The sequence below is a fragment of the Halorussus aquaticus genome (assembly GCF_024218795.1).
Taxonomy (GTDB): Archaea; Halobacteriota; Halobacteria; order Halobacteriales; family Haladaptataceae; genus Halorussus; species Halorussus aquaticus.
Map to the genome: position 1 here is coordinate 2,887,867 of NZ_CP100400.1, position 19,228 is coordinate 2,907,094.

At 65.8% G+C, this 19,228-nt stretch carries 21 protein-coding genes; 16 read left to right on the forward strand and 5 right to left on the reverse strand.

Annotated features, from left to right (window positions below; translation table 11 throughout):
• Nucleotides 1-78: 78 nt before the first annotated feature.
• Nucleotides 79-321, reverse strand: a complete 243-nt coding sequence (locus NGM06_RS14865) for a DUF8593 domain-containing protein (protein ID WP_254267710.1) — start codon at nucleotides 319-321, stop codon at nucleotides 79-81.
• Nucleotides 322-528: 207 nt separating this feature from the next.
• On the opposite strand from NGM06_RS14865, the gene purM reads away from it, so the two are divergent.
• Nucleotides 529-1,518, forward strand: a complete 990-nt coding sequence (gene purM, locus NGM06_RS14870) for a phosphoribosylformylglycinamidine cyclo-ligase (protein WP_254267711.1) — start codon at nucleotides 529-531, stop codon at nucleotides 1,516-1,518.
• A 240-nt stretch (nucleotides 1,519-1,758) separates the two neighbouring features.
• On the opposite strand, the gene NGM06_RS14875 is transcribed toward purM, so the two are convergent.
• Nucleotides 1,759-2,514, reverse strand: a complete 756-nt coding sequence (locus tag NGM06_RS14875; RefSeq protein ID WP_254267712.1) for a DUF2797 domain-containing protein — start codon at nucleotides 2,512-2,514, stop codon at nucleotides 1,759-1,761.
• A 218-nt stretch (nucleotides 2,515-2,732) separates the two neighbouring features.
• Here NGM06_RS14875 and NGM06_RS14880 point away from each other — a divergent pair, with 218 nt between their 5' ends.
• The 13 genes from NGM06_RS14880 to NGM06_RS14940 all read left to right on the forward strand — a co-directional run bounded on the left by NGM06_RS14880 (nucleotide 2,733) and on the right by NGM06_RS14940 (nucleotide 15,303).
• Nucleotides 2,733-3,908 (forward strand): S8 family serine peptidase, encoded by a 1,176-nt coding sequence (locus NGM06_RS14880; protein WP_254267713.1) that lies wholly within the window; start codon nucleotides 2,733-2,735, stop codon nucleotides 3,906-3,908.
• A gap of 182 nt (nucleotides 3,909-4,090) precedes the next feature.
• On the forward strand, nucleotides 4,091-5,221 hold the full coding sequence (locus tag NGM06_RS14885; RefSeq protein ID WP_254267714.1) for a S8 family peptidase: 1,131 nt from the start codon (nucleotides 4,091-4,093) through the stop codon (nucleotides 5,219-5,221).
• Nucleotides 5,222-5,442: 221 nt separating this feature from the next.
• Complete coding sequence (locus tag NGM06_RS14890; protein ID WP_254267715.1) at nucleotides 5,443-6,579, forward strand: S8 family serine peptidase; 1,137 nt, start codon at nucleotides 5,443-5,445, stop codon at nucleotides 6,577-6,579.
• A 41-nt stretch (nucleotides 6,580-6,620) separates the two neighbouring features.
• Nucleotides 6,621-6,953 carry a BsuPI-related putative proteinase inhibitor gene (locus NGM06_RS14895; protein ID WP_254267716.1) on the forward strand — a complete coding sequence of 111 codons (333 nt, stop codon included), beginning with the start codon at nucleotides 6,621-6,623 and terminating at the stop codon, nucleotides 6,951-6,953.
• A gap of 97 nt (nucleotides 6,954-7,050) precedes the next feature.
• Nucleotides 7,051-7,857 (forward strand): arylamine N-acetyltransferase family protein, encoded by an 807-nt coding sequence (locus tag NGM06_RS14900; protein ID WP_254267717.1) that lies wholly within the window; start codon nucleotides 7,051-7,053, stop codon nucleotides 7,855-7,857.
• Nucleotides 7,858-8,181: 324 nt separating this feature from the next.
• Nucleotides 8,182-8,754, forward strand: coding sequence for a tRNA (cytidine(56)-2'-O)-methyltransferase (locus tag NGM06_RS14905; RefSeq protein ID WP_254267718.1), 573 nt, complete (start codon nucleotides 8,182-8,184; stop codon nucleotides 8,752-8,754).
• Nucleotides 8,755-8,941: 187 nt separating this feature from the next.
• A complete protein-coding gene (locus NGM06_RS14910; protein WP_254267719.1) occupies nucleotides 8,942-9,478 on the forward strand; it encodes a transcription factor in 537 nt (178 codons plus the stop codon).
• Nucleotides 9,479-10,207 carry a DUF2110 family protein gene (locus tag NGM06_RS14915; protein WP_254267720.1) on the forward strand — a complete coding sequence of 243 codons (729 nt, stop codon included), beginning with the start codon at nucleotides 9,479-9,481 and terminating at the stop codon, nucleotides 10,205-10,207. It abuts the gene before it with no gap.
• Nucleotides 10,204-10,974: a DUF5803 family protein gene (locus NGM06_RS14920; protein WP_254267721.1), complete on the forward strand. Its 771-nt coding sequence runs from the start codon at nucleotides 10,204-10,206 to the stop codon at nucleotides 10,972-10,974. The genes NGM06_RS14915 and NGM06_RS14920 overlap by 4 nt, the downstream gene beginning before the upstream one ends.
• Before the next feature lie 97 nt (nucleotides 10,975-11,071).
• Entirely contained in the window at nucleotides 11,072-11,764 is a 693-nt protein-coding gene (locus tag NGM06_RS14925; RefSeq protein WP_254267722.1) for a competence/damage-inducible protein A, read from the forward strand.
• Between the two features lie 458 nt (nucleotides 11,765-12,222).
• Nucleotides 12,223-12,996, forward strand: a complete 774-nt coding sequence (locus NGM06_RS14930; protein ID WP_254267723.1) for a four-helix bundle copper-binding protein — start codon at nucleotides 12,223-12,225, stop codon at nucleotides 12,994-12,996.
• A gap of 138 nt (nucleotides 12,997-13,134) precedes the next feature.
• The gene (locus tag NGM06_RS14935; protein ID WP_254267724.1) at nucleotides 13,135-14,217 is read left to right on the forward strand and encodes an ATP-NAD kinase family protein; all 1,083 of its coding nucleotides are present in this window, start codon (nucleotides 13,135-13,137) and stop codon (nucleotides 14,215-14,217) included.
• A gap of 57 nt (nucleotides 14,218-14,274) precedes the next feature.
• A complete protein-coding gene (locus NGM06_RS14940; RefSeq protein ID WP_254267725.1) occupies nucleotides 14,275-15,303 on the forward strand; it encodes a phosphate uptake regulator PhoU in 1,029 nt (342 codons plus the stop codon).
• A gap of 289 nt (nucleotides 15,304-15,592) precedes the next feature.
• On the opposite strand, the gene NGM06_RS14945 is transcribed toward NGM06_RS14940, so the two are convergent.
• From NGM06_RS14945 to NGM06_RS14955, 3 genes are all read right to left on the reverse strand, one after another.
• The gene (locus NGM06_RS14945) at nucleotides 15,593-16,696 is read right to left on the reverse strand and encodes a sensor histidine kinase (protein WP_254267726.1); all 1,104 of its coding nucleotides are present in this window, start codon (nucleotides 16,694-16,696) and stop codon (nucleotides 15,593-15,595) included.
• 107 nt (nucleotides 16,697-16,803) lie between these two features.
• Nucleotides 16,804-17,202, reverse strand: a complete 399-nt coding sequence (locus NGM06_RS24325) for a DUF7528 family protein (protein WP_368410493.1) — start codon at nucleotides 17,200-17,202, stop codon at nucleotides 16,804-16,806.
• A gap of 196 nt (nucleotides 17,203-17,398) precedes the next feature.
• The gene (locus tag NGM06_RS14955) at nucleotides 17,399-18,616 is read right to left on the reverse strand and encodes an LEA/WHy family protein (RefSeq protein WP_254267728.1); all 1,218 of its coding nucleotides are present in this window, start codon (nucleotides 18,614-18,616) and stop codon (nucleotides 17,399-17,401) included.
• A gap of 89 nt (nucleotides 18,617-18,705) precedes the next feature.
• Here NGM06_RS14955 and NGM06_RS14960 point away from each other — a divergent pair, with 89 nt between their 5' ends.
• Both NGM06_RS14960 and NGM06_RS14965 read left to right on the forward strand, forming a co-directional pair.
• Complete coding sequence (locus NGM06_RS14960) at nucleotides 18,706-18,891, forward strand: DUF7525 family protein (RefSeq protein ID WP_254267729.1); 186 nt, start codon at nucleotides 18,706-18,708, stop codon at nucleotides 18,889-18,891.
• A 105-nt stretch (nucleotides 18,892-18,996) separates the two neighbouring features.
• Nucleotides 18,997-19,221 carry a DUF7123 family protein gene (locus NGM06_RS14965; RefSeq protein WP_163521939.1) on the forward strand — a complete coding sequence of 75 codons (225 nt, stop codon included), beginning with the start codon at nucleotides 18,997-18,999 and terminating at the stop codon, nucleotides 19,219-19,221.
• Nucleotides 19,222-19,228 lie beyond the last annotated feature (7 nt).

The following is a 19,228-nucleotide window of genomic DNA, read 5'->3' on the forward strand; positions in this document are numbered from 1 at the left end:
GAACACCATTGCGGACGGGGAGACCGGCGAGCGGGTCGGCGTAGCAGTCGGTCGGTCGTCGGGACGGTCGGTCTGAACTCACTCCTTCCCTCGCAGGACTATCTTCTCGGCGGTCACCTCCTCGACCGCTGTCTCTTGGAACGTGTAGACCTCGGCGTCCGGGTCCTCCACGTCGAGGTATCGCCTGACGGTATCGTAATCCCCCGCGTCGGGTTCGACGTGGGCCACGCCCGCGTCGATTTTGTCCACGGTGCCGAGCACCTCGCCCTCGGAACCGACCACTCGCTTCCCTTCGTCGTCCTCGGTGAGTGTCGGATTCATAGTTGAATTGCCGTTCGGTCCGGCCAAGAGTACTGTGGGCGTTAGCTGGTAGGAACCGACTCGGCGCGCGGACGACGTTGGTGAGTGCGCGGGCGTTCTCACCGGGTGTGGGTGGTGTCGGTCGAAGCGACGGTACGCTCCGACGTGGCGTGCGCGACCCGACTCATAAACGGTGGAACTTTACTCGCGCGTCGCGCCGCTTCGACCATGAGCGACGACGAGGAACTCACCTACGCGGACGCCGGGGTGGACATCGAGGCGAGCGAGGCCGCAACGTCGGCGCTGGTCGGCGCTGTCGGCGACATCGACGAGAGCGAGTACGCGGGCTTGCTCGACATCGGCGACCGGTACCTCGCGCTGGCGACCGACGGCGTGGGCACGAAACTGCTCGTGGCCGAGGCGCTGGGCGACTACTCGACGGTCGGTATCGACTGCATCGCCATGAACGCCAACGACCTCGTGGCGTCCGGGGTCGAACCGGTCGCCTTCGTGGACTACCTCGCGGTGGACGAACCGAGCGAAGCGTTCTCCCAGCAGGTCGGCGACGGTCTCGCGGCGGGCGCGGAGGAGGCGGGCGTCGCGCTGGTCGGCGGCGAGACGGCCGTGATGCCCGAAGTCATCAAGGGACTCGACCTCGCGGGCGCGTGCGTCGGACTCGCGCCGAAGGACGCGGTGTTCCCCGGCGAGGCGGAGACGGGCGACGCGCTGGTCGGCTTCCCCGCCAGCGGCATCCACTCGAACGGACTCACGCTCGCCCGCGAGGCCGCCACGCGCAACTACGACTACGACGACCCGTTCCCGCTCGACGCGGAGGACGGCGAGGAAGGCCGGTCGGTCGGCGAGGTTCTCCTCGAACCCACCCGCATCTACACTTACCTGCTCGACCACCTCCGAGGCCGGGAGGTCCACGCCGCGGCCCACGTCACTGGCGGCGGATGGACCAACCTCTCGCGGATGGGCGAGTTCCGGTACGAGATTACCGACCCGTTCGACGCCCACCCGGTCTTCGAGTTCGTGCAGGCGGAGGGCAACGTGAGCGACGAGGAGATGCACCGGACGTTCAACATGGGCACCGGGTTCGTCGTGGCGCTCCCCGCCGACGACGCCGAGTCGCTGGCCGACGAGACCGACGGCCGAATCATCGGCGAGGTCGCGGAAGGCGATGCAGTCGCGGTTCGCGGACTCGAACTGAACTGAGTCGTCGCGTCGGTGGGCACGTTACGGGTTCGTCCCGTTCTCGGGTATAAACGCTCGGCGGTGCGGAGACTCCTTCGTTCGAGCCTGAAGCTAGCTTCTACTCGTCCTTGCTTCCGAAGACACCGCCAACGAGACTACCGGCGAAACACAACCAACGATTCGACCGCCGAAACCCCGCCGGAGAACTCGACTACGTCACTCCGATGCCCCGTCAACTGCGCCACGCATCAAAATCTCGTCCTAGAACGCCGCCAGACTCGACTGTAACTCCCGCTCGCTCTCCTCCTCGCGAATATCGTAGCCCACCAAGTCCCGCATATCCACGGCGTAGGTGGTCCCGCCGCGCTCCAGCACCAGCACGCGGCCCTGAACGCCGACTATCTCGCCCGTCGCCAGCGTCTCGGCCACCGGCGCGGCGTCCAACTCGAACCCGTAGTCGAAGCCGTACGTCTCGATGGCGTCGAACTCGGCAAGCGTCGACTCCCACGCTTCGGGGTCCACCTCGCGGTGCAGTCCCGAAATCTTTGCGGGGACGCGCACGCGGTCGGTGAACGCCTCGGCAATCTGGAACTCGATTTCGCGCGCGACGCGGCCGTTCTCGACGGTTCGGAGGTGGGCGGCGCGGTCCGCACCCTGTTCGCGGAGACGCGTGCGGAGTCGCCACTCCTTGGTCACGCCGACCTTGAACGTCGCGGGCGCGAACGCCGCGAGGTAGACGGCGTGGTCGTCGTAACAGTCCATCTCGTCCTTGAGACAGGTGCCGGTACACCGGGCGCAGACCCACGTGCTGGTGTGGTGGTCGCAGTGAGGCGCGTCGTCGTTCTCGCAGTCGAAGTGGGTCGTCCCGTCGAGCGCCCCGGCGCACCGGCGCTCGCCCAGCGAGTAGCCGAGGCTCTCACCCGACTCCAGCGACTCCCGGCGGACTTCCCGGTCGTCCGCCACGAGCAGCCCCGGCGATTCGCCGTCGCGCTCCGTCTCGTAACCGACGATTTGCACGCCCGCGGCTACGGGCTTGCCTCCTATAGACGTGCCGTTTGTTCGGACGCGGTGTTCGGACTCCGCGGTACCCCCGTGTCGTTCGGTTCTCTCCCCCAATAATAACAGGGGGAAAGTAGGTTAATTAACCTTAGCGCAGTTATTTTTCTTACTTTTAGGAAAATATTATGTGCTAGGAACCCTATTTTACGAATGCGATGCTAAATAATGACAATAAAATGTCGAGGCGAAACGTTCTCAAAGTCGCCGGTGCCTCCGTCGCCACGGCGGCGGGGTCCGGACTCGCGGCGGCGAAATCCGACGATACCGTCGAGGTCAACGTCGGGTTCGCGTCCGGACGGGGCCGCCAGAAGGCGCTCGCGACCGCGGACGACGTGGTTCGAGAGTTCGACTCCATCGACGTCGTGACCATCCGCGCCGCCAAACGCGCCGTGCAGGCGTTGGACAAGAACCCCAACATCCGCTACGTCGAGGAGAACGGGACGATGCACGCGCTGGCCCAGACCTTGCCGTGGGGACAGGACCGGGTCGATTCCGACGTCCTGCACGCCAACGGCGAACTCGGAAGCGGGGCGGACATCGCCATCATCGACACGGGCATCGACGACGACCACCCGGACCTGACCGACCACCTCGGCAAGGGGAAGGCGTTCGTCTCCTGCAACACCAAAGGTGGCTGTCGGTACGGCGCGAAACCCGCCGACAACACGTGTAACTACTCGTGGACCGACGACAACAACCACGGCACACACTGCGCCGGTATCGCGGCGGGCGACGACAACAGTCAGGGTATCGTCGGTGCGGCACCCGACGCGACGCTCCACGCCGTGAAGGTGCTGGACAAGTGCGGCAGCGGTACGTACTCCGACATCGCGGCCGGTGTCGAGTACGTGGCAGATCAGGGCTGGGACGTCGGGTCGATGTCGCTCGGTGCCAGTTCAGGTTCCTCCGCGCTGAAGGACGCCGTGGAGTACGCCACCAACGAGGGCGTCTTCCTCGTCGCCGCCGCGGGTAACTCCGGCCCCTGCTCGGACTGCGTCGGCTACCCCGCCGCCTACTCCGAGGTGATGGCCGTGAGTTCGACCGCCAGCGACGACAGCCTCTCGGACTTCTCCAGTACGGGTCCCGAAATCGAAATCGCGGCTCCCGGTACCGACATCTACTCGACCATCGCGTCGAACGCGGGATACGACACCTACTCGGGCACCTCGATGGCGACGCCCCACGTCGCGGGCGTCGCGGGTCAGCTCGCGTCGAACGGGACGACCGGCAGCGACATTCGGACCCAACTCAAGAACACCGCCGAGAACGTCGGTCTGGCCAGCAACGAGTCCGGCGCGGGCCTGCTCGACGCCGCGGCCGCGCTCGGGTACGACTCCAGTGACGACACGTAAGCGCCGCCGTTCTGCCACGGCTTCTTTTTCGATGTTGGGACAGCCGGTCTGGACGTCACGTCCCTTCGAGTCGGCGTGTTCTCCGCCGTCGGTTCACGTCGCGACGACCGGCCCACTATAAATTACAATGTCTAGAACTAGAATAAAACTTTATTGCACAACTTGATAATAGTAAAAATGCGATGCTCGATGTAAATAACGGCGTGTCTCGACGGAAAGTTCTGCAAACTGCTGGTGGCTCGCTGGCCGCCATGGGTGCGACCGGGTTCGCCGCAGCCAAACCCGACGACACGGTCGAAATCAACGTCGGTTTCAAGTCCGACGAGGGCCGTCAGAAGGCGCTCGCGGCCGCGAACGACGTAGTCCGGGAGTTCGACTCCCTCGACGTCGTTACCGTTCGCGTTCCGAAGCGAGCGGCGACCGCACTCGACGCGAGTCCGAACGTCCGCTACGTCGAAGAGAACGGGACGATGCACGCGCTGGCTCAGTCGGTCCCGTGGGGCGTCAACCGAGTGGACGCCGACCGCACGGCCGCCGACGGGAGCGGCGCGGACGTGGCTATCATCGACACGGGTATCGACGGGAATCACCCCGACCTCGAAGCGAACCTCGGCGCGGGTGCGGCCGCCGTCTCTTGTAGTTCCTACTCGGCCGAGTGCACCTACAACTGGGGCGACGACAACGGCCACGGCACCCACTGCGCCGGTATCGCCGGTGGCGTCGATAACGGTCGGGGCATCGTCGGCGTCGCTCCCGGCGTCACGCTCCACGCCGTGAAAGTCCTCGGCTCCAACGGCGGTGGCTCGTACTCCGACATCGCGGCCGGTATCGAGTACGTCGCCAACCAGGGCTGGGACGTCGGGTCGCTCTCGCTCGGCGGGAGCGCGTCCAGAACGATTCGCGACGCCGTGCAGTACGCCGACAGCCGAGGCGTCACGCTCGTCGCCGCGGCCGGGAACTCCGGACCCTGTACCGACTGTGTCGGCTACCCGGCCGCCTATCCCGAGACCATCGCGGTCAGTTCGACCAACTCCAACGACGACCTGTCGAGTTTCTCCTCGACGGGTCCCGAAGTGGACATCGCTGCGCCCGGTAGCAGCATCTACTCCACCTACGTCGGTGGCGGCTACAACACGCTCTCGGGCACCTCGATGGCCTGTCCGCACGTCGCGGGTGCAGCGGGCATCCTGCGTGCGCAGGGCTACTCCAACGCCGCGGCGAAGGACCGTCTCCTGCGAACCGCCGAGAACATCGGTCTGTCCGGCAACGAGCAGGGCAACGGACTGCTCGACGTGGAGCGAGCGGCGAACTGACCTCCGCGACGGCTCCACCCGCTAACCGATTCGCGACCCGGGAGTGTGCCCGCCGACTCGGTTCGACGTGAGGTTCCGTCGGCGCAAGCTTCCGACCGTAACTCCGTCGGCGTACTCCCACTCTGTTTTCCGTGCGTGTCTACCGCCGAGAGGCGCTCTGTATTAATTTCCAACATTTATTCCCGAAATTATTTTGTCGTCCGAGTCTCTCTAGTCGATAGATGTCCCCCGAGCACCCACTCACGCGACGCACCGTGCTGAAGACGACCGGCGGGTCGCTCCTCGCCATCGGTTCGGCCGGTCTCGCCGCCGCCGACCCCGGTGACCCAGTACGAGTCAACGTCGGGTTCGAGTCCGAGAGTGGCCGACTGGCCGCCCGGGAAGCCGCGAACGAGGTGGTCCGCGACTACGCCTTCGACGCCGCGACGCTTCGCTTGCCGAAGCGCGCCGCCACCGCGCTGTCCGAACGCGCGGACGTCCGATACGTCGAACGCGACGGAACCGCCCACGCACTCTCGACATCGTGGGGGTACGACCGTATCGACGCCGACGTGGCGAACGCGAACGGCGTCACGGGCGACGGTGCCGACGTGGCCATCATCGACACCGGACTGCCGTGTGACGACCCCTGCCTCCCGAACGTCGGCACCGGGAAGGCGTTCACCGACTGCGCCTCGAACTGCTGTGCGCCGTGGAACGACGACAACGGACACGGGGCGAGCGTGGCGGGCATCATCGGGGCGAGTCGGAGTTGCGACTGTACGACCGGCGTCGCGCCCGACGCAACGCTCCACGCCGTGAAGGTGCTGAACGACTGGGGCGGTGGCTCGTACTCCGACATCGCGGCCGGTATCGAGTACGTCGCCGACCAAGGTTGGGACGTCGCCAACCTCAGCCTCGGCGGTAGTTCCGGGTCGTCGGTGCTGAAAGACGCCTGCGTGTACGCGCAGGACCACGGCGTCCTGCTCGTCGGTGCGGCGGGCGGAAGCGGTCCCTGCGACGACTGCGTGGGCTATCCCGCCGCTTACTCGGAGGTCGTCGCCGTTGGCGCGACCAACCGGAACGACGCGCTCGCGTCGTTCTCCAGTCGAGGGCCGGAGATAGAGGTCGTCTCGCCCGGAACAGACCTCCGTACGGTGGGGTCCGACGGGTCCTGTACCACCCTCTCGGGCACGTCGTTCGCCACCGCCCACGTCTCGGGCGTCGCCGCCCTCCTGATGGCCGAGGGACGCTCCAACACCGACGCACGAACTCGGTTGCGCGACACCGCCGAGGACCTCGGCCTGTCGAGCGACGAGCAGGGCTACGGACTGGTGGACGCGGCCGCGGCGCTGGGTCTGAATTCGAGCGACGACTGACCGACGAAAAGTTTTCAGACCCTCGAACTGCAGTAGAAAGTATGACTCTCCAGAGTTCCGTCAGCGCGACGGTCGAGTCCGACCGCGTCGCCTTCGAGTACACCGTCGAGAACGTCGGCGACGACCCCGTCGAACTGACGTTCCGGAGCACCCTGACCGCCGACTTCGCCGTTCTCGACGGCGGCGAGGAGGTCTGGCGAGCGAGCGAGGGACAGATGTTCGCCCAGATGCTCCAGACCGAGACTATCGACCCCGGTGACAGCGAGACCTTCTCCGGCGAGTGGGACGACCCGTCTCCCGGCGATTACGCGGTCGTCGCGGAACTGAACACGACAGACGGCGACGCGGAAGCGCGGACCGACTTCTCGGTGTGATTGCTGACTCGGTTGAGTTATCAATATGATTACCAAGCCGCGTTTCAGCGAGAGTTGAAGGGGGTCGTCCCCGAAGGTTCGACCGGAGGAGTGACACGTGTCGTCACCGAACATCGAATCGTACCTCTCGCGCATCGGACTCGACCCGAGACCGGTCCGGACCGCCGACCGGAACACCCTCGAAACCGTCCAGCGAGCGCACGTCACGTCGGTCCCGTTCGAGACGCTCGCCGTGACCGGCGACCCCTTCGGCCCTGACCCGGGAGAGGGAGTGACGCTGACGCTGCCCCGTCTCTACGAGAAAATCGTCGAACGCGAGCGCGGCGGATTCTGCTTCGAACTCAACGGACTGTTCGGGTGGTTGCTCGCGGAACTCGGGTTCGACGCCGACCGAATCGCCGCTCGGATGCTGAGCGACGACGGCGACCCCCGACCGCCCGCGAACCACCACTCACACGTGGTAAACCTAGACCGGCGGTACGTCGCGGACGTGGGGTGCGGAGTCCCGTCGATGCGACGACCGCTCCCGCTCGACGGAACCGCCGTCTCGGACGCCGCGGGCGTCGAGTGGCGCGTCGTCGAGAGCGAACGCCCCGACGCCGAGTTCCTGACCCAGTACTGGAGTCCCGGCGACGAGGAGTGGACCGACCGCTACGTCTTCGAGACGACGCCCCGCAAACTCAGCTACTTCGAGGCCACCTGCGACCACCTCGCCACCGCGCCCGAGTCCGGGTTCACCGGCGACCCGACCGTCTCGATTGCGACCGAGCGCGGCCACCTGAAACTCTCCCCGGCGAAACTGACGCGCTCGGAGCGCGGCGACCGGAGCGAGCGCGAGATTACCGAGGACGAGTGGCACGACCTGCTCGAATCGGCGTTCGGCCTGCGATACGACTCGGCGTGAGTCCCCTGCGACTCCACCGGCGCGTGCGAGCGCGACCCTCGTGGTCGCGTCCATCCGCGCGGGGGACGAGCATCACAGCGACCGGAGGGAGCGAGAAGCGCAGGAGGTTGGGGAGGCACGAGGCACACGGTTGCGGTGATGGGCGGTGGGGTACTCATTGGAGTCGGCAGTAGCTAGCTCTTCCGTCGAATTCTAGTCACTCAGCTCTGACTGCACGCCCTACTGTTCAGGTTCCTCGTCATCCTCACCTTACTGCGCCGCCTACTCGCGTCGTCTCAACCGCGTTCCGAAACCCCCTAACCCGCGGACCACCGACGCCCTGACATGCAAGGCGAACCCGAGGTGGCGGTCCTCCGACTGGGCCATCGACCGGGCCGCGACGAGCGGATGACGACCCACGTCGGTCTGACCGCGCGGGCGCTGGGGGCCGACCGCGCGATTCTGGCGGGCGACGCCAGCAAGTCCCGAGGCACCGTCACGGACATCACCGACCGCTTCGGCGGTCCCTTCGAGGTGGAACTCACCGACAGTCCGAAGGCCGTCATCCGGGACTGGGAGGGACAGGTCGTCCACCTCACGATGTACGGCGAGCGTGTACAGGACGTGGAGGACGAGATTCGGACGGCCCACCGCGGCGGGAGCGCGGACAGTGGGAGCGCGGGCGGCGACCCCGTCCTCGTCGTCGTGGGGTCCCAGAAGGTCTCGTTCGACGTGTACGAGGCCGCCGACTGGAACGTCGGCGTGACGAACCAACCCCACTCGGAAGTGGCCGGACTCGCGGTGTTTCTGGACCGACTGTTCGAGGGCCGGGAGTTGGACCGCGAGTGGGAGGACGCCGACCGGACCGTGATTCCGAAGGCGACCGGGAAGAAGGTCGTTCCGACCGACGAGGAGTAGCCCCCGTCACGTCGAGGTACGACGAACACTCTCGCGGGAGGGCGGAGTTCGGACCCGAGAGCTCCGTCAGTCGAACCGTCGGCAATCTGGACCGACCGGGGTCGGTCGACGGGTCACAGCGTCCAGCGTCGCCGAGAACGTCGCGTACCCGATGGTTTTAAACGCTCCAACGCCCCAGTGTACGATAATGGCTTTTGAGGACTTACTGGAGGACCCAGTAATTCAGAAATATCTTCACGAATTGGTCGGTCCGAAGGGGATGCCCGTCGCCGCGGCCCCGCCGGACGGCGAAGTTACCGACGAGGAACTCGCCGAGGAGTTGGACCTCGAACTGAACGACGTCCGGCGTGCGCTGTTCATCCTCTACGAGAACGACCTCGCCACGTACCGCCGCCTGCGCGACGAGGACTCCGGGTGGCTGACGTACCTCTGGACGTTCCAGTACGAGAACATCCCGGACAACCTCGAAGAGGAGATGTACCGACTGCTCGACGCGCTCGAAAAGCGCCAGGAGTACGAGTACCAGCACCAGTTCTACCTGTGCGAAGTCTGTTCGATTCGGTTCGAGTTCGGCGAGGCGATGGACTTCGGCTTCGAGTGTCCCGAGTGCGGGTCGCCGCTCGAATCCATGGAGAACAGTCGACTCATCGACGCGATGGAGCACCGAATCGAGAACCTCCGCGAGGAACTCAACGTCGAGAAATTCGAAGAGGCCGAGGCATAGATGGTCGTACTCGCTACCAAGGTGTACGTACAGGGCGACGCGCGCGAGCGCTCGCTCGACGCGCTCCGGTCGCTCGTCGGTAACGAAATCGAGGACCTCGACGTGGAGTACACCGTGGGCGTGCGCCGCGACGACTTCGCGGTCGTCACCATCGAAGGAGACGACGAGGTCGTCGCCCGCAACGTCCTCCGTGAGGAGTTCGGCGAGATTACCCCCGACTTCGAGGCCGGAGAGACGTACGTCGGGACCCTCGAATCGTGGGACGAGGACGGGTTCGTCCTCGACGCGGGCGAGGACGTTCGGATTCCCGCGAGCGAACTCGGACTCGGACAGGGGACGCCCGTACAGATCGTCGAGCGCTTCGGCCTCGTCCAGCACGTGCCGCTCCGGTTCGTCTACGGCGGCGACGCGGACGATTCCGAGGCGGAAGACGCCGACGCGGATGGCGCTGACGCGAGCGAGACGGGTCGCCACCGACTCGCCGACGAGGAGCGCGACCGCCTCTACGAGTGGACGCGCGGCGCGGGCCGGGTCAACGTCAACAGCGCGACCCGCGGGGAAGTGCGCGCGACGGTCAACCGCGCGGGCCACGCTCGTGACATCGTGACGGTCGAACGACTCGGCCTCCTCGAACAGAGTATCGTCTGCAAGGACGAGACCGACCCGCCGGGGCTACTGGCGGCCATCGGCGACTATCTCCCGGCGGAGATTCGTTGCGTTATTCCATGAACAGACGACTGCTACTCGCCCTCGCGTCGGTCGCGCTGCTCGCCGCCACCGCGGGATGCACGGGCATCTTCGGCGGCGACCAGATAAGCGAGAAGCGTCTCGCAGGCGACTCGAACGCGACCTACAATTGGAACAACTCCGCAGCGGTCACGCTGAACGTGACCGGGGGCGAGTACAAGGCGGTGTACACCTTCTCGAACCGGTCGGAACTCAGCCTCTTCGAGCGCGAGTCGCTGGGCGAGCGCACGCCGGTTCCAATCGGGACGGTCCGGTTCCGGTACCCGAACGGCACCGTCGTCTCGCTCGGGCAGGAACACGTCCAGAAGAAGAAGTCCAAGACGGTGGTCTCGCTGCCCGCCGATAGCGGGAAACTCGCCTACACCGCGGACCACCGCGGGAAGTCCTTCAGCACGCCGGTCTACGTCGAGGACTCCTACGAGGTCATCCTCCCGAAGGGGATGCGAGTCGGGACGCCGATTCTGAGTCAGGTTCGGCCGACCGCCGACGACACCACGACGATAGACGGTCGCGTCCACCTCACGTGGGCCGAGGTGACCGCCGACAACGTGGTCGTTCGGTACTACCTCGCCCGCGACCTCACTATCTTCGTGGGCATCATCGGCGCGAGCATCCTCGTCGCGCTGCTCGGGGTGGCCTACTTCCGCCTCCAGATTCGGCAACTCGAACGCGAGCGCGAGGAGATGGGCCTCAACGTCGATACCGGCGACGACGAGTTCGACCAAGGCCCGCCGCCGGGAATGGGGTAGAGCCTCCCGTCGGTAGTCGGTCGCGCTATCTTCGTAATCTTCGGCAGTCGGTCGCGGTAACACCCACTTTTTATCTTCGGAACCCCTACCCGACGCCATGCAGGTAGCCCTCGTCTCCGTCGGCGACGAACTGCTGACGGGCGACACCGTGAACACGAACGCCGCGTGGTTGGGCGAGCGACTCGCCGACCGCGGCGCGAGCGTCGAGCGCGTCGTCGTGGTCCCCGACCGCGTGGGCGACATCGCTCGCGTGGTCAACGAACTCCGGGCCGAGTACGACGCGGTCGTGGTCACCGGCGGTCTCGGTCCGACTCACGACGACCTGACGATGGAGGGGGTCGCGGCCGCGGTCGGCGTCCCGGTCGAGGAACACGACGAGGCCGTGGCGTGGGTGACCGACCACACCGACTACGAACGCGGCGACCTCGTCGAGGGGACGACCCACCTCCCGAAGGGGTCCCGGATGCTCCCGAACGAGGAGGGCGTGGCTCCGGGGTGCGCCATCGAAGGGGTCTACGTTCTGCCGGGCGTCCCCGAGGAGATGCAGGCGATGTTCGAGACCGTCGCCGACGAGTTCTCCGGCGAGTACCGCCACGTCAGGACCGTCGAGGCCGACGAACCCGAGAGCGCGCTGGTCGAGCGCTTGGCGGACCTCCGGGACCGATTCGACGTGACCGTGGGAAGCTACCCCGGCGACCACGTGCGCCTCAAGTTACAGAGTACGGACGAAGCGGAACTCGAACGCGCAGCCGCGTGGCTCCGCGAGCGCGTCGAACCGACCGAAAACTGAGTCGTCTCTCGACCGCGGGTCCGTGTTCCGGATTCCGGGGTGCGGGCGGACTATCGGTAGAAGTACGCCAGCCACGCCGCGGTAATCAGGAGTCCGAGGACGCCAGTAGCGATACCTGCGGCGTTGGCCGGAACCGCCGCCGATTCTGCGAGTACGAACATGCCCGACGTTTCCGGTGCCGGTCCCTTAACGCTTACCAAGCCCGCCGACACGCACGGCCTCCCCCGGTCGAAACGTCTCGTTTCTCGCGCGAACAGTCGGGAAACGTCGGTGTAACCCGCCGTTTCTTTCTCGCTCGAAATCGGTTTTTTCGACGCCGTACGGTCGGAAATACACGGTTGCCCGATTGAACAATCGCTAACGGTCGGTCCGGTTTATCCCTATTTCCGACGAACCACCGACTGCCCGTGAGCGGCGTCTCGGCGGTTAGGAGACGCTTACGCGGGGAGTGAGAAATCATGTCAGAACAGTACCAACAGCCGACGGGGAGCATGGGACAGCAAACACACGGTCAGACGGGCCAGCACCAGACACAACCGATGCAGGGGTCACAACAGATGGGCGGCGCGCAGTCCGGCCAGATGGGCGGAACGCAGTCCGGCCAGATGGGCGGAACGCAGACCGGCCAGAGCCACCAGATGACCCACCATCGCGTCGGCCAGCAGTTCGAGTCCGAGATGACTCCCGAACTCACCGAGGCGCTCGAATCCTTCGACCGCGTGGTCGAAATCGCCGAGTGGTGTGCCGACAAGTGCATCGAGAGCGGGCCGCAGATGGCCGAGTGCGCGCGACTGTGCGAGGACCTCTCGGACCTCGCGTCGCTGAACGAGAAGTTCATCGCGCGCGACTCCATCAACGGTCCGGAAATCGCCGAAGCGTTCCTGCGGGTCGCCCAGCAGGGACTCCCGATTCTCCAGCAACACCAGCAGATGCCCCACGTGCAAGAGACGTACGAGGCGGTCACGCAGGCCATGGACGCGACGGAGAAGCTCCTGCACTCCATCGGCGGCGGTCAGACCGGCCAGACTGTCGGCATCCGCGAGCAGGTCGGCCAGCAGGGCGGACAGACGGGTCAACAGAGCGGACAGACGGGTCAGCAGGGCGGACAGATGGGCCAGCAGGGCGGACAGATGGGCCAGCAGGGCGGACAGACGGGTCAGCAGGGCAGACAGATGGGTCAGTCGTTCCAGCAGCCGCAGGGCCAGTCCTTTCAGGGCGCTCAGTCGTACTGAATACCGGCTGAGACTGCGTCGATAGCGTCTTTTTTCGGCCCCGTGCGCTCGTGGGCGTTACTGACGGAGGACAGGGTCCCGGGAATCGGAACTCCCGGTATCGGACGGTTTTTGCGCCCGACGCGCGTACTCTCGGCCATGCGAACCATCGGCGTCGTCGTCAATCCCATCGCCGGAATGGGCGGCCGAGTAGGGTTGAAAGGCACCGACGGAAAGGTCGAGGAGGCCCGCGAGCGCGGTGCGGAGGCGCGCGCGCCCGACCGCGCCGTCGCGGCCCTGCGCGCGCTGGCCGAGCGCGTCGGTTCCGAGGGCGTCGAACTCCTGACTTACCGCGGCGAGATGGGCGAGCGCGAGGCCCGGGCGGCGGGACTCGACCCCCGAGTCGTCGGCGGTCCCGCGGGCGGAGACGATACGACGGCCGAGGACACCCGCGAGGCGGTCCGGCGATTCGTCGCCGAGGGGGCGGACCTGATACTCTTCGTCGGCGGCGACGGGACCGCGGTGGACGTGGCCGAGACGCTGGACGAGGACGGTTCCGAGATTCCGATACTGGGCGTTCCGGCGGGCGTGAAGGTCTACTCCGCGGTCTTCGCGGTCACGCCCGAGGCCGCGGGCCGAGTCGCGGCAGACTTCGACCGGTCCGAGACCCGCGAGGTCAACGACATCGACGAGGACGCCTACCGCGACGGCGAGGTCAGGGCCGAACTGAAGGCGGTGGCCGAGGTGCCCGTCGCCGAGGACCTCCAGTCGAGCAAGCAGGTCGGCGGCGGCACCGTCGAGAGTCTCGCCCTCGGTGTCGCAGAGGACGCCCGGGCCGACGAGGGGACGACGTACGTTCTCGGACCGGGTGGCACCGTGGGCGCGGTGAAATCCGAACTCGGCTTCGAGGGGTCGCCGCTCGGGGTGGACGTGTGGCGCGACGGGGAGGTCCTCGCGACCGACGCCAGCGCGGACGAGATTCTGACGCACCTCGGCGAGCGCAACGTCGTCGTGGTGTCGCCCATCGGCGGACAGGGGTTCGTCTTCGGCCGCGGAAACGACCAGATTTCTCCCGCGGTGATTCGTCGGGCCGACGTGGAGGTCGTCGCTTCGAAACCGAAACTCGACGGTATCGGCGTTCTCCGCGTCGATACCGGCGACGACGAGGTGGACGACTCCCTGCGCGGGTGGCGGAAGGTGCGGGTCGGTCGGTTCGAGCGCCGTATGATGAAGGTCGTTTAAGGGACACTAATCGTTTCCCAGTGAAGTTTAAGGTCATGGGGGGTCGAGAGAACACACATGGAAACCCGAAAGGTACAGCGGTTGGGTCCCTCGACGCTGGCGATGACCCTGCCAGCGGAGTGGGCGTCGGAGAACAACGTCGAGAAGGGCGACGAAGTCTCGCTGCGCATGGGCGGGAAGGGGACGCTGACCGTCCTGCCCGAGTCCGCTCACACCGAGGAGTCCGAGGCCGTCATCCACGCCGAGAATCTGGACGCGGACGCGGTCGAGCGGGCCATCGTCGCCCAGTACGTCCTCGGACGGCGCGTCATCCACGTCGAGAGCGAGGAGACGCTGGAGAGCGCCCACATCAACGCGGTGTACAAGGCCGAGACCCAACTGATGGGTCTCGGCGTGGTCGAGGAGACGCCCGACAGCATCGCTATCCGGTGTTCGGTCGACCCCGAGGACTTCAGCCTCGACAACCTGCTCGAACGTCTCGAGAACACCGGTTCGACCATGCGCGGCGAGGCGGTCAAGGCGCTCGCGCACGGGAACCCGGACCTCGCCGAACGCGCGCTGAACCGGGAGCGACAGGCCAACAAGATCTTCGTCCTGTTACTACGCCTCATCTTCACGGCCTACCAGAATCCGACGCTCGCCCGGGCAGTGGACCTCGACAGCGGGTTCCCGCTCATCGGCTACCGCTCCATCGCGAAGAACCTCGAACTCACCGCGGACAACGCCGAGGACATCGCCGAAATCGCGCTCGAAGCGGAGGGCCACACGCTCGAAGTGGACGGCCAGACGATGCGCCGCATCCGGGAGTTCACCGACCAAGTGGACGAGATCACCGCGAAGGCGGTTCAGGCCGCGGTCGAACGCGACTACGACAAGACCCTCGAAGTCCGGGCGCTGTTCCACGAAATCGGCGACCGAGAGAGCGAGATTCTCTCCGACCTGCCCGAGATGGACAACGACGCCCTGCTGGCGGTCCGCGAGGTGCTGGTCAGTCTCCAGCAGACCGCCCAGTACGCCATGCGGAACGCCGAAATCGCGGCCAACCTCGCCCTCAACGAGGAGAGCGAACACACGACCATCAACTGACCCGACCTCTTTTCGGCCGTCACTACTCCGCCTCGCCGACGAGGGTTCGGCGCTCCTCCGGGGTACTCCACCCGGCAACAATCGCTTTCGCGCCGGATGCGCAGGCGTTCGTATAGGTATCGTCGATTCGCTCGAAGAGATGCTGACTTCGGACGCCGAGACCGGCGTCGGACCGAAGCGTACCGACTGCGGCGAGACGTTCGAGCGACCGCTCGACCACTGTCCGAACTGCGGGTCCGACGACGTGGAGGCGGTCGGCAGATTCGACACGCGTCCGGACGCGTCACTGCTACACGCCGAACGCGTCCGCTCCGTCGGTCGTCACCTCGAAGCGCGCACCGCCGTCCGTACCCTCGGTCACGTCGATGCTCCAGCCGTGAGCCGCCACGATGGCCTCGACGACCGCGAGTCCGTAGCCGGTCCCGTCGGACGCGCTCGAACGACCGAACTCGAACACCGCCTCGCGGTCGGCAGCGGGAATTCCGTCGCCGTCGTCCTCGACGTAGAATCCGCCAGCGTCGAGGAGACCGACGCGGACGGTCCCAACGGTGCCGCCGTGTTCGACGGCGTTACGGAAGAGGTTCTCGAACGTGCGCTGAAGTCGGTTCGCGTCGGCCTCGAAGCGACCGTCCGTGACCACGCTGAGCGTCGTTTCACCGGTCGGAACGGTTCCCCACGCCGACTCCGCGACCGACGCCAGAGAGACCGTAGCAGTTTCCTCGACGGTCTTTCCGTGACGGGCCAGCGACAACGTCTCGGTGACGAGCGTGTCCATGCGGTCGTGAGCGCGCTCGACGGCCTCGAAGTGTTCCTCGTCGCCGGTCTCGCGGGCCAGACCCAGACGCCCGGCGGCGACGTTGAGCGGGTTGCGGAGGTCGTGACTCACGATACCCGCGAACTGGTTCAGACGCTCGTTCTGGGACTCCAACTTGGCAGTCTGGTGGTCTAACCGCTCGTTTCGCTCCTCCAGTCGCTCGGTCAGTCGTTGCAGTTTCTCGTTCTGGCGGCGGAGTCGGAGATACAGTGCAGTCAACACCGCGTTTCCCGTCGCGCCGATGGCGACGAGGTTTAGCGTCGGGTACGCCGTCATCTTCGGAATCGGACCGCCGAGACTGATGATGAACACGAGCCAGAAGTCGATGAGGACGAACAGCGCAGCGCCTCCCACTACTCCGAGCGACACGATTCCCACGTCGCGTCCTGCGACTCCTCGACGCCGAAGCCAGACGCCCAGACCGGCGAGTAGGAGCGCCAGCAGAGCGGGAAGCGCTCGCTCGACCCCCTTCACGGCCGTGCTGCCCGACGCCGTCAGCAAGTCCGCCACCACGACGACCAACAGGAGACATCCCAGAGCGGTAACGGACCACTGCAGGACGGTCTCGCGACTACTCATACGTGGCGGTGGCGACGATTCTCCATTAAACCATTGATGGATAGCGGAAGTTGTCGATAAAATACGATTCCACGCTGAAATTCTACGCTTTCGGACGCGGCAGAGCCTCAGTCCGCGCTGATTACTTCGACCTCCTCCGTATCAGTGTCGGATTCCTCGGCCGTCTCCGCGGTCTTTTCGGCGGTCAGGGGGTTGCGGCGCGTGATACCGCAGTCGAAGGCCGGATGCTCGGCGAAGTGGCGCACCAGCATGTGGCGACGCGACCCCGTGATTCCGGTCCGACCGACGTCGTCGGCCGTGAACTCGTCGGGGAGTCGGTCGAACATCCGGCGCAGGACCTCGAAGCTCTCGAACACCTTCGAGTTCCCCGCCGAGTCTGCGCCCCTCCGTGCGACCTCGTAGCTCCCGTCCTCGCGGTGGACGCCCGCGGTCCGGAAGAACTCTCGTCGCCGGGTCAGCGCGTCGCCGACCGCCTCCTGTAGGTCGGTAGCCTCGTCTCTACTCAGTTCGTAGTCGTGGCCGTCGACCGCCAGAACTATCGATTCACCGTCTCGTCGGATCGATACGTCGTTCTCATCGCCCGAGAAGAACGCGATCAGGAGCGTCTACACTCCGTGTCATACGAACGTATCTCGCGTTGCCGGGTATAAAATTCTATCGACGAGTGCGAATTTCTGCGCTCGCCGTCGGTCGTCCACGTCGTCATCGAACGCCGGACGGGTTCCGCGCGAGGAGACCGTCGTCGGTGGTCGTGGTCTCACCGTCGGACGTGGAAGTCACGTCTCCGTCCGAGTCGGTCGTCGTCTCGTCCGCTGTCGTCACCGTTCCGCCGTCCGGGGTCGTCGCAGTTCCGTCGCCGGTCGTCGCGGTGGTGTCGGTCGATTCGTCGCCGGTCGTCTCGTTCGACCCTGTCTCCTCGCCGTCAGCGGTCGCCTCGCTGGCGTCGCTCGCGTCGTCGGACTCGCCTTTCGTCCCGAAGATGTCCGTCTCGATGGTCTCGGTGTAGGTCATCCCGTCGAGCGGGACGCGGACCGTCTCGCCGCCCAACTCGATTTTCGCGTAGAAGTCGATACGGAGGTGGGTCACCTGCTCGTTCTCGAGGTGCGAGACCCACCACTCGTCGAGTCGCTGGTTCCGAATCGCGGTCCGGGTCTCGATGGTCTCGGTGGTGCGGCCCTCGATGAGATGGCCGGTCTGACTCGACCCGTTCCCGACCGTGACGTTGTTCATGTTGATGGTGTACCCGAGTTCCGTGACGGCCATCGGGAGTCGCTTGGCGTTGTAGACCGTGAAACGCATGTCGATGGGCGTCTCGGATTTCGTGACCTCGCCCCACCGACCGCTGGTCTCGTTGACGTACCCGACCGGGTCCGAGACCAGCGGTTGGTTCGCGTCGATGGGCCGAGACTCCGAGGAGTTGAACTGCGAGATGACGTCGGTCGAAATCTGTCGTTTCACGGGCGGGGCCTGAACCGTCCGGCCGAGGGTGTTCGAGCGAACGGAAGCGTCCACCCGAAGCGTCGTCCGCTCACCGTTCCGGACGTGACTCGCCCACCACGTCGGAATCTCGTCGTTGTCCATCTGCGTGCTGAACTCGACGGTGTTGTTCCCGCTGTCGAACGAGAGACCGTTTTTGGTCCCGGTCGCCATCGCCACGTCGTTCATCCGCACGTCGTAGGACACCGACACGCCGCCGAGATTGACGCCGACGGGATTCGGGTTCTCGACCACGAGTTCGGTCCGAATCTCGGTCGTCTCGTCGGTCACGTTGCCGAAACTGTTCTGCGTGCTGGTGACGCTCGGCGTCCCGAGGACGCCCAGCGTGAGACCGCCGCCGACCACGACGCCGACGGTCAGCAGTAGCGTCAACAGTACACGTAGCTTACTCCCCAGTAACGCCGACGTTAACATCCCCGCCATATCCGGTAGCCGTCGCTGGGTCGGGTAAAAGCTACCGACACCGACTCGGAGTAGAATGAACTAAGTTGCGCCCGCGGGAAACGCTGGGTATGGCCGAAACTGAGACGGTTGCGAGCGACAAAGGTATCGGACTCGCCACGCTGTTCACGCTGCTGGCGGCCGGGGCCACTATCGCGATGTTCGTCGCACCGGGCACTGAACTCGCCGCGTGGGGATTCGCCGCCGCCGTGACCGCGGGCGTCCTCGCCGTCGCCGCGGTCCACATCTACTGGTAGTAACGGGGTGTTCCACGTCGTCACTGGCACGTTGGTCGCCGCAAAACGCGATTCACTTTTGCCGGGAAATCGTTAAGGGTCCTAATCCCCTAGACGGTATCGAAGATGACCGACTACACCGACGAAGAGCGACGAATCGTCGCGTATCTCCGCGAGAGCGTCTCCAAAGGCGAGCGCTACTTCCGCTCGAAGAACATCGCCGAACAACTCGGTCTCTCGTCCAAGCAAGTCGGTGTCAGACTCCCGGAACTCGCAGAGAAGACCGAAGAGGTGGACATCGAGAAGTGGGGGCGGGCGCGCTCCACCACTTGGAAGGTCACGCCGGGCTAGTTCGGGG

Coding starts and splice junctions, on each gene's coding strand:
- NGM06_RS14865 (WP_254267710.1), bottom strand. CDS start 321: ATGAATCCGACACTCACCGAGGACGACGAAGGGAAGCGAGTGGTCGGT.
- purM (WP_254267711.1), top strand. CDS start 529: ATGAGCGACGACGAGGAACTCACCTACGCGGACGCCGGGGTGGACATC.
- NGM06_RS14880 (WP_254267713.1), top strand. CDS start 2,733: ATGTCGAGGCGAAACGTTCTCAAAGTCGCCGGTGCCTCCGTCGCCACG.
- NGM06_RS14885 (WP_254267714.1), top strand. CDS start 4,091: ATGCTCGATGTAAATAACGGCGTGTCTCGACGGAAAGTTCTGCAAACT.
- NGM06_RS14890 (WP_254267715.1), top strand. CDS start 5,443: ATGTCCCCCGAGCACCCACTCACGCGACGCACCGTGCTGAAGACGACC.
- NGM06_RS14895 (WP_254267716.1), top strand. CDS start 6,621: ATGACTCTCCAGAGTTCCGTCAGCGCGACGGTCGAGTCCGACCGCGTC.
- NGM06_RS14905 (WP_254267718.1), top strand. CDS start 8,182: ATGCAAGGCGAACCCGAGGTGGCGGTCCTCCGACTGGGCCATCGACCG.
- NGM06_RS14910 (WP_254267719.1), top strand. CDS start 8,942: ATGGCTTTTGAGGACTTACTGGAGGACCCAGTAATTCAGAAATATCTT.
- NGM06_RS14915 (WP_254267720.1), top strand. CDS start 9,479: ATGGTCGTACTCGCTACCAAGGTGTACGTACAGGGCGACGCGCGCGAG.
- NGM06_RS14920 (WP_254267721.1), top strand. CDS start 10,204: ATGAACAGACGACTGCTACTCGCCCTCGCGTCGGTCGCGCTGCTCGCC.
- NGM06_RS14925 (WP_254267722.1), top strand. CDS start 11,072: ATGCAGGTAGCCCTCGTCTCCGTCGGCGACGAACTGCTGACGGGCGAC.
- NGM06_RS14930 (WP_254267723.1), top strand. CDS start 12,223: ATGTCAGAACAGTACCAACAGCCGACGGGGAGCATGGGACAGCAAACA.
- NGM06_RS14935 (WP_254267724.1), top strand. CDS start 13,135: ATGCGAACCATCGGCGTCGTCGTCAATCCCATCGCCGGAATGGGCGGC.
- NGM06_RS14940 (WP_254267725.1), top strand. CDS start 14,275: ATGGAAACCCGAAAGGTACAGCGGTTGGGTCCCTCGACGCTGGCGATG.
- NGM06_RS14945 (WP_254267726.1), bottom strand. CDS start 16,696: ATGAGTAGTCGCGAGACCGTCCTGCAGTGGTCCGTTACCGCTCTGGGA.
- NGM06_RS14955 (WP_254267728.1), bottom strand. CDS start 18,616: ATGGCGGGGATGTTAACGTCGGCGTTACTGGGGAGTAAGCTACGTGTA.
- NGM06_RS14960 (WP_254267729.1), top strand. CDS start 18,706: ATGGCCGAAACTGAGACGGTTGCGAGCGACAAAGGTATCGGACTCGCC.
- NGM06_RS14965 (WP_163521939.1), top strand. CDS start 18,997: ATGACCGACTACACCGACGAAGAGCGACGAATCGTCGCGTATCTCCGC.